Source organism: Clostridium sp. OS1-26, assembly GCF_030915445.1.
Classification (GTDB): domain Bacteria; phylum Bacillota; class Clostridia; order Clostridiales; family Clostridiaceae; genus Clostridium_AM.
The window spans coordinates 2,432,718-2,448,248 of sequence record NZ_CP133264.1 but is presented as its reverse complement, the minus strand read 5'-3'; the positions used below and the strand labels follow the sequence as shown (position 1 = coordinate 2,448,248).

The window sequence follows — 15,531 nt, the reverse complement described above, 5'->3', positions numbered from 1 at the left end:
CTTCTGTACTGTTAATAATTTTAGTTATCTCTATTGCTTGCTGCTAAGAACCTCAACAATCTTAAATAAACTTGCTGTGCTCAAACAGTATTTAAGATTGTTGAGGTTCTAAATCAGCTTCGCCAAGAGCTAACATAAAATCATTAAAATGTCCTGCTAGATGTATCCCTATGAATACCTTGATTAAATCAATTACCAAAACTGGATATCTATATATGGAGGTGAATGTATTATGCTTAAAAAAAGCAAGTTTATGGTGTTTGTTTCAGTATTTTTACTTTCTATTATTGTCTTTAATATCTATACAGTAAACAGCAGTATAGTTACTGCTGAGAATACAAAGGTTATATATTTAACCTTTGATGACGGGCCCAGTACAGTAGTTAGTAATAAAATTTTAGATATTTTAAAAGAAGAAAAAGTAAAAGCCACTTTCTTCGTGGTAGGTTATAAAATTAATGGAAGAGAGCAAACACTGAAAAGAATGCATGAAGAAGGTCACAGTATAGGACTTCATACTTATACTCATAAATATAGGCAAATATATGCAAATGATAAGGCTTTTATAGATGAAATGGATAAAACAGCTTCTGAAGTTGAAAAAGTTGTTGGTTTTTCACCGGTAGTAATAAGATTTCCATCTGGTAGTAAAAAACACCTAAGCAAAGATCTTTAGAAAAGTTGCACTCGAAAAATTATAAAATATATGATTGGAACCTAAGTTTATCAGATGGAATAGATTATAATACCCCGCCAGATAAGCTATTTAGGGAAGCTACTCAAAAATGTATTAATCCAGATAGAATATTTTTATTAGCTCACTGTGATCAACCAAACAAAACAACCTGCGAAGCTCTTCCTAAAATAATAAAATACTACAAAAGTATGGGATATGAATTTAAGACTATTACAGCAGATACTCCAGAATATCACTTTAGAGTGTCAAGGTAAAATTTACAAGAGTAAATAAGCGCAAATAGTAAAAAAATATTAGGGTAAGATTTTAATATTTATTTGTGCTGAGGTGTTAAAATGAAAAAACATAAAATTATATTATCAATATTAATACTAGCAATATTTTTGACTTATTTCCCACTAATAACTGCAAAAGCCTATACAACAAAAATAAATACAGCCACAAATAATAAATATGCCATATTGGTAGATTTAACAGAACTCAGGTTATATTTAATAGACAATAGTACTCATGCAATAGTAAAAGAGTATCCCGTGGCAGGAGGTAAAGAATCTACCCCTTCTCCAATAGGTACATGGACTATAATAAATAAAGAATCAGGCTGGGGAAAAGGGTTTGGAACAAGATGGATGCAACTTGGCGTTCCTTGGGGAAGATATGGAATACATGGTACTAACAAGCCTTTAACCATTGGAGGAGCTGAATCTCTTGGGTGTATTAGAATGTTTAATGAAGATGTAGAAAACCTTTATAAATATGTTGATTGTGGAACAACTGTAGTGATTTATGGAGGCCCTTATGGATTGTATTGGAACAAATTTAGAACTTTATTGCCAGGTGATACAGGTGGAGATGTGTATGAAGTTCAAAGAAGGTTAAAACATAGAGGCTATTATACCGGAGCATTAGATGGTATTTACGGTGAAGGTATGAAAAGTTGTATAATTAAATTTAGGAAAGATAACAAGCTTTCGATTACACATGACATAGACAAAGAATTTTACAATGCTATTGGCATGAAACCCTTTGAATAAGGATAACTTTCCTTATTCAAAGGGTTTCACTAATTATTTTAATTGTTCTCATCATAGATTGTGACAACATCATTTAGTTTTCTAAAAGCATTAATAATCTTTTCTGTCTCCTCCAAACCTAACTTATTAAAAAGTTCTGATAAGTGTTGAGTTTTAATATTATTAATCCACTCTTGATGCTTTAATGCTTTTTCCGATAATGATATTTTAACTATTCTACGATTCTCTTCAGGAGTCTCTTTCACTATATATTCGCTCTTTTCCAACCTATCAATAATTCCAGAAACAGTACTTTTAGATAAACTGAGTTTTTTACTCAATTCATTTAAAGTAATCCCTGGATTATGATATAACTCATGCATAAGTAATACCTGTGGAACTGTAAAGCCGTAATTACAAGCTTCTTTTATAATATGTGATCTAAAACTTTTATGCAAAGATCTAAAGATATTAACAAATTCTTCCGCATAATTAGTTAGTTGCTGGTTCACCTGACACATCTCCTTTAACTAATACTTTGTCATTACCTACAACTTTCCCAAATTTCTTTCTTTTAATCAACATTCCTAGAGGAATTACCACTATAGCCGCAAAAACTGTAACTAACAATGTATCATTCATTGCATATAAAAAGGCCATTTTCTGTATCTGTCCATAAGCAACTGTTTGAGCTACTCCCTGAGCACTCCCCTGTGGCATTCCAATTCCCATAAAATATCCCTGAAGTCCTTTTAGATAATCTGTATTAAAAGGATTGAAGCTTGTAAATCTCTCTACTAATCCATAGTAATTAGAAGTTTGCCTATTTTTTAAAATGGTTGTAAGTATAGTTACACTCAAAGAACCTGCAACCTGTCTAATGGTATTGGATAACGCAGATGCACGACCAACTAACTGCTTTGGAACTTGATTCATTCCCTCTGTCGATGATGGCATCATAGCAAGTCCAATTCCAAAACCTCTAGCCATTAAAAGCCACTTAATAATGTTTGGATCAGTGGTTAATGTAATTTTAGATAACTCATAAGAGACATATGCTAATATACCTACTCCACTTATAACTAGAGGTCTAGCCCCAATTTTATCAAACAGCTTTCCACTAATAGGCATCATTATCCCTGTTACTATGGCACTAGGAAACATAAGCATACCTGTTTGCATTGCAGAATATCCTCTTATATTTTGTAAATATAGAGGTATCAGCATAATTCCACCATATAACGCCATATTTAATACTGCTGATATAATGATACTTAAGGAGAAAGGAAATATTTTAAGTACTCTTAAATCTAATAAAGGTTCATCAATTGTAAGCTCATTTATAACAAATAGTACCAAACTGAAAGTACCTAGTACAATCAATATAGGATACTTTACATCAGACCAATCTATACTTGAACCTTCTCCGAGAACGTAAAGAAGCGATACCATACCAATTACAGAAGTAATCACTCCTATATAATCCAGCTTTTTTCCCAAATTAAGTGGACGATCCTTTAGTATTAAACCTGCAAAGATTACCCCTACTATACCTATTGGGACATTTATATAGAATATTAATCTCCAATCTAAATACTGTATTATATATCCACCAAGGGTTGGTCCAATAGCAGGAGCTGCCATTGCAGCAATTCCCCAGAAACCTAAGGCCATCCCTCTTTTCTCTAGTGGAAATATCTCATATATTATAGACATACCTACTGGCATGATCATTCCGCCGCCTATACCCTGTATAACCCTGGCTATTATCATAGATGTAACATTCCATGCAAATCCACATAAAAAAGAACCTACAGTGAATAGAGCCAAAGCAAAAATATAAATTTTTTTAGTTCCAAAAGTATCCCCTAAATATCCTGTTAGAGGTATTACAGCTCCTAGTGTTAGCATATAAGAAGTTAATACCCAGTTTATTTGATCTATCGATACCCCATAAACTGCCATCATCTTAGGTATAGCTATATTTACAATACTACTGTCTAATATTGACATGAAGGTACCTATAACTACTACACTAAGCGCTAACCATTTATAAAAAGAAGCTTCCTTCTCATTTTCCATCAAAATCACCTGCCTTTATATGCAGTAATATTTATTTAACATGTATTTTAACAACTACACTTATTCCTGGTTGCAATTTCACATTATATTTATCAAGCTTAATTTTTACAGGAACTTTTTGTGTAACTTTCGTAAAGGTTCCTCCTGAAGAAGTAGGAAGTAATGAGAAGGTTGCTGCTGTCGCTTCTCCTATAGATTGAACCTTTCCAGTTAGCTTATTACCACCATACTCATCTACTGCAATATCTACTGGTTGTCCTATTTTTAATTTTTCTAATTTTGTTTCCTCTACATTAGCATTTATATAAATAGCAGATGGATCTATCATTATAGCTAGTGATTGCCCTGGCGAAACTATTTCACCTACTGTTCCTTGTTTTTTAATTACAGTACCAGTAATTGGTGCTCTAACAATTGACATCTCTACACTTGTATCAGATAGGGTTCCCATGTCCTGTCTAGCTATTATCTGTCCCTTTTCAACATGCTGGCCTTCATCTACATAAAGTTCTAACAGCTTTCCTGAAATTTGTGGACCTGCTTTAACTAAATCAGAGCTAACCGTTGCATCTTCAGTAGAAACGAAGTACGTATTATTATACCAGTAATATGTTCCGACTCCCGCCATGGCTATTATCATTAATGCTAGTACTGCTGTTATTAATGTTTTTCTTTTTGATTTTCATACCTGCTTCACCTACCCTTACTTATTTAATCCTATTTCTGCAAACATTCCTGGTTTTAAAGCATCATTACCATCCTTAAGCGTTACCTTAACTAGCACCTGCTTATTGCGTGTATCGATTTGAGGATCTATTACAGATATTTCCCCCTGAAACTTTTTATCCGATACGTCAGATACTTTTACTATAACAGGTTGTCCAACTTTTAATTGTGTTACTAAATCTGAAGGCACATAACCATCTACATGAAGCTGTTCATTATTAACTATAGTAACAAGGTTTTGTCCTGTTATTGCCATTTCACCTACATTTATATTTTTAGCAGTAACAGTTCCTGATATAGGTGATGTAATAGTTCCATAATTTAAATTAGTCTTTGCTGTTTCAACAGCCGCTTGAGCTTGTTTCACAGCTGTTGCAGCAGCATTTACATCCTGCGGAGTTGCACCATTCTTTAACAGCTCTAACTGATGTTGTACTGATTCATATTGAGACTTAGCTGATGCAACTGGGCCCTCTAATTTCTCTAAGTCTTGCTTTGAAGCAAATCCGCCATCATATAATTGTTTTTGACGATCATAAGCAGTCTGCGCAAGTTCGTATGCCTTTTGTGCTCCTTGTAATAAAGCCTCAGTTGAAGCAATCTGCTCTGGCCTTGAACCAGTTTTAACTTTATCTAAACCAGCCTGAGCTGTTTCTACCGCTGCCTGTGCTTGACTTACTTGTGCTTGGATATCCTGAGTATCTAACACAATAATAGGATCTCCTGCATTAACCTTACTGCCAACATCTGCTTTCACTTCTGCAACTTTTGCAGGAAGTTTTGTCATTAGATTTACAGAGTTATCTGCTTGTACTTTACCTGCAAAAATGTATATTTCTTGAGGTGCTTGGGAAGTCTTAGCGTTCTCATTTGAAGCATTTTTAGTAGAACCACATCCACCAAAAATCATGGCTGTAGCTATTAATAAAGGTACTATTTTTTTCATATTAATCCTCCTTAGTATATATAAAATAAACTTAAATTAGATGGAACTTTAATTCCATCTGATTTTTAGCGAACAAATCTAGTAGCATAGCCACTCTCTACTCATTTTTTGAGAAAATTGTAGTTCTAGATTAGTAATCACTTGGTATATAATTGTTAGCTTCCTTAATGTTCTCATACGAACAATTTATTTTACCATAATTTTTTTATCCTTGTCTATATATATTTTTCTGCATAAAAAAACAGGCATCTAAATTATCGGTTTAGATACCTGTTTCACTTAGCTACCTAATATTTTCCCAATTTCTTTTGATAGCATATCAAATCTCTTTTTATCCTTGTTATCTAATGCGCTATCAGCAAAAGCATATAATGCGCCAATATAGAGACTTTTTCTTTCTTCTTTAGTCAAAGGATTAATCAAATAATCCATTTGGTAGCTTAAATAACTATTAATGTATTTTTCAAGATATATATCTTTTAACACATTAATATAGGTTAATAATTCTTTTTTCGATAAGGTAAAAAATACTCTTATCGACGAATTATTATTTATCCTGATGGAGGATATTTTTATATATTCTTTATTAAGGGAGGATATTATTATTTTACCCTGATTTTTAATATTAAATTCTTTATTATTTTTATTTTCTTCATTTAACTCATTTGCAAACTTAACAAGAAAACTTATATACTCCTCAAAAACTTCTTTTGATAAGCTATAGCTATTATTAACAACTTCAAGTTCTCTTTTCCTTTTAAAACATAGGTTGTACCTATTTTTACCTTTAATGTTTTTTTCTATAGACACAATTATACTATCCGTTAATCTATCAGGTATTCTTTTTGGTACAATCTTTATCCCATATTCAAAGTTATCATCCTTAGAATAATTAGGTAAAATAAAGTTGTTTATCTCCATAATATTTCTCCTCTCTTATACTATATCTTATCCTATTATAATCGAAATAAGTCGCATTTTGTTTTTTTACAAAAAATTATGAAAATAGAAAAAAAGGCCTAAACAAGCATATATTATATTTAAGCTTATTTTTAGCCTTTAATTTGTTCGATGTCTACCGACACTAACACCTCAGGAGATAAGTGGCGCTACGACCCTGGATAACGGATTTAGAATATAGTTTTTTCATTATTACAGAAATAATTAAACTCACAGAATTTGCACTGATTTATATATAAAATTTTATTAAAATCCTTTATAAAATCATATTCATTAATATTCTTTATAAGTCTGCTTATATTATTTTCATTTTTTTCATGTTTGCTTTCTGAATAAGAAATAGTTATTATGTGCTCTGCATATTGCGGTTGCCAATAAATCATTTTTATTTGATTTAATTTTATTTCTTTACCTAAGATCTCACCAAGTTTTTCTCCTGCAGCATACATATATACTATGGTTTGAAATCTATCTTCTAATTCCTTATGAGATAGTTTCCTGTTTTCGGTTTTCCAATCCCATATTTCAACATCATTGTTAGGTTTTATTATAATTAAATCATATTTTGCTTGAAGTCTTACATGATCTTTTATCATTTTTATTTCATACTCAGGTAAATATACATTTTGCTTTTCTATAGGCATTAATTTTAAAAGCGCATCAGTCCACCTATCAATATCTTCATTACAATTTTTGTTTCCCAAAAGAATGCCTGAAAAATATCTTTCACAAATTAAATGAAAATCTAAACCTATTTTCATTCCTTCATAATACTCTATATCTTCTTCTGAATCATTTTTCCAGGACATATTATCAAAATATTTTAATTTAAATTTAAAAGGACACTTATTAAAAGTATTTAGCGAGTTTTGACTATAATAAAAATAATTCAACTTTCTGACGTCCATCACTGTTTTCACTTCCTTCTTCTATCTTCTATAAACTTCTTTAATACATCAAAATATTTTGATGGACAATCCTTTTTGCTTTCATCATAATGGGCCATTAATACTAAATATTCTTTTGCTCTTGTTATTCCAACATATAGAAGTCTTATTTTTTCGTTAACTACATCTGCTCGTGCTTGAATAAAGGGATTATTACATATAGACTGCCCTAGTATTTTTGCATTTCTGCTTTTCCTAAAGCAATAGGATTTTTAAATTCCTCTTTAAAATAATAATGATCAGATCTAATTTTGACCCTTAGTGAAGAAGGAAAATTATAATCAGTTAAAGAAAGTAAAAATACACAATCCCACTCTAGCCCTTTTGATTTATGACAGGTTGATATAGTTACCCTCTCTGGTGTAGGTTCATATCCTTGAATTTCATAAATAACATCTGCTATTTGCTTAAATACTGAATTCTTTACATCTAAAAGTCTTTGAGAAACTTCCTCTAAGGTTAAATCTACTTTATATTTTTGTTCATATTGCACGTAGGAAGCAACAGTTTCAACCATAGCCTTATCATTTATATTTAGATTTAACAGATTCCCTATATATAAAATTAATCTTCCCATAGACATTTCATTATGTATAAGTAACTCTTTCATAATATCTAAGTATTTCTTAAATAACTCTATTAATTCTTTACTTATTAGCTTTTCTCCATTGCTAAATTGATTTTCATACAAATCTTTTATTTTGTTTTCCAATAAATCCTCAATTTCATAGCTTGTTATCCTACCTATTAATAATTCCTTTCCTGGGAGATTTTCATCTATCAAGCAGTTCATTAATTCTTTAAATCTTATAATGTCATCTGGTTCAGATAAAAAACGAAGCATATATCCTAGTATATTAGTAATCTTAATTCTTTTTTCTGAAGTAGTGGATAACTCATCACATTCAATTCCAATTCTTCTCAGTTCTTTTGCAAGCTCCGTTACTTGATTATTATATGGTACTAAAATCCCTATAGTCTTATCTGGATTCTTAATTTTAAAGTTTTTAACTGCTTTTAATGTTGTCTCCTTCACCTTATCCCAAGAACTGTAACAATAACTATAAATACCATAATCCTCTGGCTCAGGATTCTTAAATCCCTCCATACCTGCCATCATTTTTATGTATTGCTCCTCAAGAGCACCTCTACACTTTTCCTCAAGATGTTCTGTCCTTACATAACTTACTAGGTAGTTAGCTAAGCTTATAATTTCCATTGAACTTCTTCCTGCCACATTCATAATATGCTTTCTTTCAGCTTGACTACAAAAATTCGCAAAAAACTTAGGATCTGATGAAGTAAAAGTTCCCATTATACTCTGATTTAAATCCCCAACTCTCACAAGATTATTGTTATTTTCCGAAAGCAGCAGTAGTATATTACTCTGCACTAAATTAGAGTCTTGACATTCATCTTCAAAAATAAAACTATATTTATTCTTGAACTTTTCCCTTAGTTTACCATCCAGTAATAAGGCCTTATATGCGAGCAATAATAAATCGTTATAATCTATATATCCTTCCATTCTAATCTTCTTAACATAAGCATCGTAAACCTCAAAAATACTTTTTACAATACTAATTTCTTCAACATTCTCTAACTTTTCTAACAGTAATTCTGGGGAAATACTGTTAAGCTTAAGTTCACTAATTAAGCTATCAGCTATGTTGAAAAAATCTCTCCAATAGTACTCACTTTTTTCATTGTATTTTCTGTTCCCGCTATCTGATAAGAGAAATCTAAATATCCTTTCCCCATTTTTTCTTCTCCAATTTTCAATACATTCGTTTAAAAAAGCAATTTTTTTCATATCATCAATTATTTGAAATTCTTCATTAACTCCGACTACATCCGGTCTTTCTTTTAGTATTTTCATTGCTAAACTATGAATAGTCATGACCTCATAATCGCCATTCACAGCTATGCCTTTGTTTTCTAATACAGAGGATATTCTGCTTTTAAAATTATTTACTGCACTATTCATATAAGTTACTACAAGCACTTTCCCCGGTTTATGTAGCTTTTCTTCAATGATTTTAGCTGCCAAATGAGCTACGATAAAGGTTTTTCCTGCTCCTGGTACTGCAGGTACTGCCATGGTACCTCCTCTGTATTCCATTATAGGTTTTTGATCCTCCCTAAACTGCATCAGAGGCACCTCCTTCGCTAAAGATGTTTAAAATAATATCTGAAAAGTATCCCTGCTGTTCATAACCACTTAAGGAATATTCACTTCCGTAAAAGTAAATTTGTTCATTGCATTTTCTCATAAGGCACTTCATTATCGAAACTAAATTACTTAGCCTATTGCTTTCTTCAATATCTGAACTATAAATATCATTTGCATTCCATGTACTTCTCAGCACATATGTATTGATTAGTTCTTTTACATTTCTTGGTGTCCACATATTACTGCTTATATCTGCCCATATCTGAATCTTACTCTTTAAATTGCAAGTTAGAAAATTATAAGGATTTGTTATAACTATACCTTTATTATCCATGAAAAGTTCTTCTAATTCCCTTAGAGAGAAAAGTCTGCTGCTTCACTTTTTACAAACATAATAAACTTTTCTTCCGGATTATTTTTTGTATTAAGTTGTGTTAACATATCTATAAACTTTTCAGCAGTTTCACTCAAATTTTTGCAAATTTGTATATTATCTTTGGCACGAGGAAGAGTTATAAGAAGTTCTAAAAAACCCCTTCTAAATAACTCGCCTAAGGACATACTCTTTTCCTCTATATAATGCCTATATTGCTGGATACATTCTTTTAAATTATTATACCTATTTTCAATATCCATACCTATTCTTTCAGCAATCTCTGAAGGCAATTGTTGTAACTCTCCATAATTTATTATTGACTTTGATATTATAGAAGCCTTAACCATATCTATATCCAAAACTATAGAAAAAAATCTTTTGTAATCATCTTTAGTTAAATTGATTCCAGTATATTTATTACAAAGACAAGCTATCACTATTAAGCTGTGTACATACGGATTATCTATAAGCCTGGATTTCTTAGAAGTATTTATAATTTCTATTCCAAAATCTCGCAAATTATATTCTATCTCAGAGCTTAAAACAACATCATTAGAAGGAGATATTATTACTATATCTTCTGGCCTTTTCCCATTTCTAATAAGCTCCTTGATTTTATTGGATATTTTTTCTAGCATTTCGCTACGTAATTGAGATGCTATATCAAAGTAAATAGGTACTTTTTTGTTTTGAGCTGAAATGCTTCTTAAGTTATCTACACCAATTTCCTCAGAAAACTCCATAAAGTATTTCCCGCATAAAAAACTTTCTTCTAATTCTAATTGATGGTAACAAAAGTCTGTGTTGTTCATTAAGTATTGCTTATCAGCTCCATAATATGTACAAAATCCACCATCTTGATTATAAAACATATATCCTTTTTCTACAGTGCACATAAGTTTATTTATAAGCGCCAATTGTACCGGTGGTATTTCATTAAAGTCATCAATTATAATGTATTTTATATTATTTAATTTTTCAGTATATGTATCGTCATTAACTAAATAATTATTATATAAATAGGTACCAATACCATAGTCCACAACACCCTGTTTTAAGAAGCTGTTGACATAATGCTCTATGATAGAATCTATATGTTCATAGTTTTCTCTACTTATACTTTCCTTAATTTGAAGAGAATTATATAGTCTAGTTCCTATTTCTTTAAAATCAACTAATGCCATAGCAGCCTTGTTTATATTAGAAACTAGGTCCGAAGCTATATTGCTTGAGTGCGAAGTTATGTCTAAAAGATATCCTTTTCTTCTATAATAGTTAACTAGAAGCTCCATCATATAATTTGCTAAATCTGTTGATATAAATTCAGGTCTTAGGGATCTCTTTTCTATTTTACTGCATTTATTTTCTATTATTGGCCAAAATTTTGTTAACTCTCTACTTACAAAATTTTGATAAGTATATATCTTAAGTTCACCTGCTGTTCTTAAACAAATCTCTTTTTTCCAAGTCATAGCTTGATGTCTGTTCATTACTAAGACTAGGATATCCTCACTATTTATTTTTTCTTCTTCGACCATATGTTTATATTTTTCTATAGCTAATATGGTTTTCCCACTTCCAGACTTTCCACTTACTATTATGGATTTCTCACTGAAGAGATTGTCAAATAATTTTCTTTTTACTTCTGAGTATCTCACTTTTTCACCTCATCAATGAATATTCATTTCCCTTTATTTTAACATATTAATTAGAATTTAGAGTGTAAAAGTCTGAAAGTTAACTTGCTGTGCTTTATCGCCATACCAACTATAATGTTTTATACTGATATCTATAATTTACATACATTATATTGAAATTAATTCTATTAAGGAGAAGAAGATATATTTATAAAATAAGCTTCAGATAGAACTATAATCTCTATCTGAAGCTTGAAAACAAGAAATCTTATATCTTAAATTTATTTACTTTCTCCATCATTACTTTTATTTCACAGACAAGATTTTCTGATGTATTCGCTACTTCTTCTGAAGATTCATTTATTTCTTGGGATGCAGCTGCTATTTCTTCATTTAAAGAAGCAGTTTGTTGTGCTATAGATACAGCTTCTTCTACATTTTTTATAACCGTGTTTTTTTCACTGTTTATAGATATAGAAAAATCACTTACTAGATTAATTTTTGGTATAATTTCATCCACTTCCTGAACAATTTTTTCAAAAGAATAAACAGCTGTATTAATAACTTGAACTTGTTCGCTTAAATCTTTATTTATAACATTTGAGCCATTTATTATAGAGGATGTTTCTATTGATATATTTCCTATCAATTTATTAATATTCTCAGAAGAATTTTTACTTTGTTCAGCTAACTTTCTTATTTCTTCTGCAACAATTGCAAAGCCTTTTCCTGATTCACCAGCTCTTGCTGCCTCAATGGCTGCATTTAATGCCAATAAATTAGTTTGATCTGCTATATTATTTATAAATGAAGTTATCTCATTAATTTTTTTTATATCATCTCCAAGATTTTTTATCTTAGATGTAAAATCACTAAAAGACTCGTTTACTCTTTCAACTATTTCAATCAAGTTTTTTATTTTGCCGCTACTATCTTTTGCTGTTAAGTTGATATTTTTTGATGTGTTATCTATATCTTTTATAGTTTGTCCCATTTTTTCTAAATTATTTCCAAACACGTTTAGCGCCTTAGAGATATTATGTAAATCCTGCGATTGATTATCTGTTCCTTTTGCCATATCCGAAACCGCAACAGATACATTTTGAACAGCAGATGTCATTTCTTCTGAAACTGAAGATAAAGTCTCGGCTTGGTTGTTAACTTCCTCTGACACATATTTAATACTTACAACAATATCCTTAACTGATTTCTTCATATTCTCTATTGCTCTGGATAAATCACCTATTTCATCATATCTTTTTAGTTCTTTATCTGGCAATGTTACTGATAAATCCCCATTAGATACATTTTCAAAATAGCCAATTGAGTATTTAAGCGGATCTATCATACCTTTAGTAATCTTTATAACAATTAATATTGCCAGTGTAACTATTACTAGTGTAATTAGTGCTATGGTAATTAATAATAAATTTATCTGTTTGTCAGATTTACTCTTTTCAATTCCTAAAAAGAACATTCCTATATTGCTTCCATTATTATCTTTAATCGGAACATATTTAACATCATAAGGAAGGTTTAAGACCTGAGCTTGACCTATATACTCTTTACCTTCAGTTAGCACCTTATCTGATACTTCCTTACTAGCTTTTGTACCTATAGCTCTCTTTCCTTCACTAGTAACAGTAGTGGTTACTCTAGTATCCTTTAAAAATATAGTTATATGATTTCCGGTATATTCTCTCACTTTATCTACAAATTCAGTATCATTATTTATTAGATGATTGCCTTTATACAACTTTCCGTCTTCTTCTTTCCACTGACCTGGATAAGTTTTATCAATTAAACTTAGCACTAGGTTTTCTGTTGAATTTAATTGTACTTCTAAATTAGTTTTTACTAATTTAGAAGTTTGGAAAAATGTAATTATAAGAATTAATAAACTCAAGATAGATATAATGCTTATAAACATCATAAGTATTTTCCCTTTTATTTTTAAATTAGCCATTATGTTCTCCTCCTCGATGTATTTTTCATAGCCATTAAGTTTCATATATAAATATGAAAACTAATAATACATCTTACTAAATTCAGTATCATATTAAAAACAATATTCATGTTTATCAATATTTTCCATTAACATAATCTTAATATATACTTCTTCATTTTTCAATGTTTTAATAGAAAAATTTAATTTTTTACAAAAACTCATCTGATATATGTAAATGAATGAAATCCCTTAAGCTAAAATAAGGGACTTTCATTCATTTATATATATTTTAAGTTTTTCTATTCTTTTTTCATTTACTTTCTCAATTTTAAATGTTATGTTTTCATATTCTATGGTATTCTCCTCATCGTCTCTAGGGATACTACCAAGAAGATCTACCACAAAACCTCCAATTGTATCAGAATTTTCAGATTGAAGGTTTAGTTTTAAAAATTCATTTACTTCATCTATAGATAGCGAACCACTAACTATATAAGTTCCACTATCTATCTTTCTAAAATCTTGCTCGTATTCGTCATATTCATCAAATATATTCCCCATTATCTCTTCTATAAGATCTTCTATTGTTGTAATTCCAGAAAATCCTCCATACTCATCTATAAGAATCGCCATATGATTTTTTGAATTTTGTAGTTCTTTAAATAATATATCTATATTTTTATTTTCTGGCACAAAATAAGCAGGCCTTAATAATTTTCTAATGTCAATTTTGTCCGTTGATGTTTTCAGTAACTGGCCAAACAGATCTTTTATAAATAAGATTCCTATTATATTGTCAATATCCTCTTCATATACAGGAACCCTTGAATACTTTTCTTCTAATATTTCACTTATTATTGAGCTATTTGGCTCATTGATATCTACAGCAAATACATCTGTTCTTGGCGTCATCACTTCTTTTGCTAAAGTATCATCAAACTCAAATATTCCATTTATCATTTCTTTCTCTGTTTCATTAAAAACACCATTTTCTTGGCCTAGATCTATCATTGTTCTTATTTCTTCTTCAGATACCTGTTCTTCTAGATTTTCTAGTGTTATACCTGAAATTTTAATTAATGAATTTGTAGAGCTAGATAATAACTTTACAAATGGAAGCATTATTTTTAGCACAAATAGGATTGGTCTTACAGAAAACATAGCAATTTCTTCTGAATTCTGTAACGCAACTCTTTTAGGAAATAATTCCCCTAAAACAAGCGTAATATATGCTAAAAAAATAGTAATCAAAATAATTGATATTTTATTGCTATATGGTATACCATATGATTTTAATACAAATGAAAATCTTTCGGAAATTGTAGTTGCTGCAGAAGCACTGGCAAAAATCCTGCTAATGTAATTCCTACCTGTATTGTGGCTAGAAATTTACTAGGTTCATTCAGCAGCCTTAAAATCTGTTGAGCTTTCTCATTTCCTTCCTCTGCTAGATGATTTATTCTAGTTCTATTTAAAGATACAATGGCCATCTCAGAGGCTGAAAAAAAAGCATTGATGAAAATTAATATAAGTATTAAAAGCAATTCTATTGTAATACTGGACATTTATAGCCCTCCTTAACACACAGGTCATTACATATATTTTTACAATATTACAACATTAATATTCTATTTATATATAATAAAATGATACTTATTCATGCAACAAAATATATTATTATTTTCATTATATTAGCTATTTTCAGAAATACTAAAAAAACATGACTGGAATATCAATCATGTTTTTTTAGTGGTGCAGGTGAAGGGAGTCGAACCCCCACGCCGTTGGCGCTAGATCCTAAGTCTAGTGCGTCTGCCAATTCCGCCACACCTGCAAATTATTTAAATGTAGTTAATTAAGTGACTATTACAAAATCAGCACGCTGTGTAAGCGATCATCTCAAAATCATAGATTTTGGATGCCTGCTTAGGATTTTGCATGTCTACTTATTGGTGGCTTACCGGGGAATCGAACCCCGGACACCATGATTAAAAGTCATGTGCTCTACCGACTGAGCTAGTAAACC

At 30.4% G+C, this 15,531-nt stretch carries 11 protein-coding genes, 2 tRNA genes and 2 pseudogenes; 2 read left to right on the top strand and 13 right to left on the bottom strand.

Features of this window, described 5'->3' with window-relative positions:
• The first annotated feature begins 232 nt into the window (after positions 1-232).
• Both RCG18_RS11930 and RCG18_RS11925 read left to right on the top strand, forming a co-directional pair.
• Positions 233-951, top strand: a pseudogene (locus tag RCG18_RS11930) (polysaccharide deacetylase family protein).
• An 81-nt stretch (positions 952-1,032) separates the two neighbouring features.
• Positions 1,033-1,731, top strand: coding sequence for a L,D-transpeptidase family protein (locus RCG18_RS11925; protein ID WP_308041499.1), 699 nt, complete (start codon positions 1,033-1,035; stop codon positions 1,729-1,731).
• A gap of 38 nt (positions 1,732-1,769) precedes the next feature.
• On the opposite strand, the gene RCG18_RS11920 is transcribed toward RCG18_RS11925, so the two are convergent.
• From RCG18_RS11920 to RCG18_RS11860, 13 genes and pseudogenes are all read right to left on the bottom strand, one after another.
• Positions 1,770-2,222: a MarR family winged helix-turn-helix transcriptional regulator gene (locus RCG18_RS11920; protein ID WP_308041498.1), complete on the bottom strand. Its 453-nt coding sequence runs from the start codon at positions 2,220-2,222 to the stop codon at positions 1,770-1,772.
• Positions 2,203-3,792, bottom strand: a complete 1,590-nt coding sequence (locus RCG18_RS11915) for a DHA2 family efflux MFS transporter permease subunit (RefSeq protein WP_308041497.1) — start codon at positions 3,790-3,792, stop codon at positions 2,203-2,205. The genes RCG18_RS11920 and RCG18_RS11915 overlap by 20 nt, the downstream gene beginning before the upstream one ends.
• A gap of 31 nt (positions 3,793-3,823) precedes the next feature.
• Entirely contained in the window at positions 3,824-4,432 is a 609-nt protein-coding gene (locus tag RCG18_RS11910; protein WP_308041496.1) for an HlyD family efflux transporter periplasmic adaptor subunit, read from the bottom strand.
• 63 nt (positions 4,433-4,495) lie between these two features.
• Positions 4,496-5,464 (bottom strand): efflux RND transporter periplasmic adaptor subunit, encoded by a 969-nt coding sequence (locus tag RCG18_RS11905; protein WP_308041495.1) that lies wholly within the window; start codon positions 5,462-5,464, stop codon positions 4,496-4,498.
• Between the two features lie 279 nt (positions 5,465-5,743).
• Entirely contained in the window at positions 5,744-6,385 is a 642-nt protein-coding gene (locus RCG18_RS11900; protein WP_308041494.1) for a hypothetical protein, read from the bottom strand.
• A gap of 209 nt (positions 6,386-6,594) precedes the next feature.
• Positions 6,595-7,332: a PD-(D/E)XK nuclease family protein gene (locus RCG18_RS11895; RefSeq protein WP_308041493.1), complete on the bottom strand. Its 738-nt coding sequence runs from the start codon at positions 7,330-7,332 to the stop codon at positions 6,595-6,597.
• Between the two features lie 208 nt (positions 7,333-7,540).
• Entirely contained in the window at positions 7,541-9,523 is a 1,983-nt protein-coding gene (locus RCG18_RS11890) for an ATP-dependent helicase (RefSeq protein WP_308041492.1), read from the bottom strand.
• Positions 9,513-9,878, bottom strand: a complete 366-nt coding sequence (locus RCG18_RS11885) for a hypothetical protein (RefSeq protein ID WP_308041491.1) — start codon at positions 9,876-9,878, stop codon at positions 9,513-9,515. The genes RCG18_RS11890 and RCG18_RS11885 overlap by 11 nt, the downstream gene beginning before the upstream one ends.
• 20 nt (positions 9,879-9,898) lie before the next feature.
• The gene (locus tag RCG18_RS11880; RefSeq protein ID WP_308041490.1) at positions 9,899-11,578 is read right to left on the bottom strand and encodes a UvrD-helicase domain-containing protein; all 1,680 of its coding nucleotides are present in this window, start codon (positions 11,576-11,578) and stop codon (positions 9,899-9,901) included.
• Positions 11,579-11,825: 247 nt separating this feature from the next.
• Positions 11,826-13,523, bottom strand: coding sequence for a methyl-accepting chemotaxis protein (locus RCG18_RS11875; protein ID WP_308041489.1), 1,698 nt, complete (start codon positions 13,521-13,523; stop codon positions 11,826-11,828).
• 252 nt (positions 13,524-13,775) lie between these two features.
• Positions 13,776-15,070, bottom strand: a pseudogene (locus tag RCG18_RS11870) (hemolysin family protein).
• A gap of 185 nt (positions 15,071-15,255) precedes the next feature.
• Positions 15,256-15,339, bottom strand: a tRNA-Leu gene (locus tag RCG18_RS11865).
• 116 nt (positions 15,340-15,455) lie between these two features.
• Positions 15,456-15,531 (bottom strand) — tRNA-Lys (locus tag RCG18_RS11860).

Coding starts and splice junctions, on each gene's coding strand:
- RCG18_RS11895 (WP_308041493.1), bottom strand. CDS start 7,332: ATGGACGTCAGAAAGTTGAATTATTTTTATTATAGTCAAAACTCGCTA.
- RCG18_RS11910 (WP_308041496.1), bottom strand. CDS start 4,432: ATGATAATAGCCATGGCGGGAGTCGGAACATATTACTGGTATAATAAT.
- RCG18_RS11885 (WP_308041491.1), bottom strand. CDS start 9,878: ATGGATAATAAAGGTATAGTTATAACAAATCCTTATAATTTTCTAACT.
- RCG18_RS11890 (WP_308041492.1), bottom strand. CDS start 9,523: ATGCAGTTTAGGGAGGATCAAAAACCTATAATGGAATACAGAGGAGGT.
- RCG18_RS11875 (WP_308041489.1), bottom strand. CDS start 13,523: ATGGCTAATTTAAAAATAAAAGGGAAAATACTTATGATGTTTATAAGC.
- RCG18_RS11915 (WP_308041497.1), bottom strand. CDS start 3,792: ATGGAAAATGAGAAGGAAGCTTCTTTTTATAAATGGTTAGCGCTTAGT.
- RCG18_RS11900 (WP_308041494.1), bottom strand. CDS start 6,385: ATGGAGATAAACAACTTTATTTTACCTAATTATTCTAAGGATGATAAC.
- RCG18_RS11925 (WP_308041499.1), top strand. CDS start 1,033: ATGAAAAAACATAAAATTATATTATCAATATTAATACTAGCAATATTT.
- RCG18_RS11905 (WP_308041495.1), bottom strand. CDS start 5,464: ATGAAAAAAATAGTACCTTTATTAATAGCTACAGCCATGATTTTTGGT.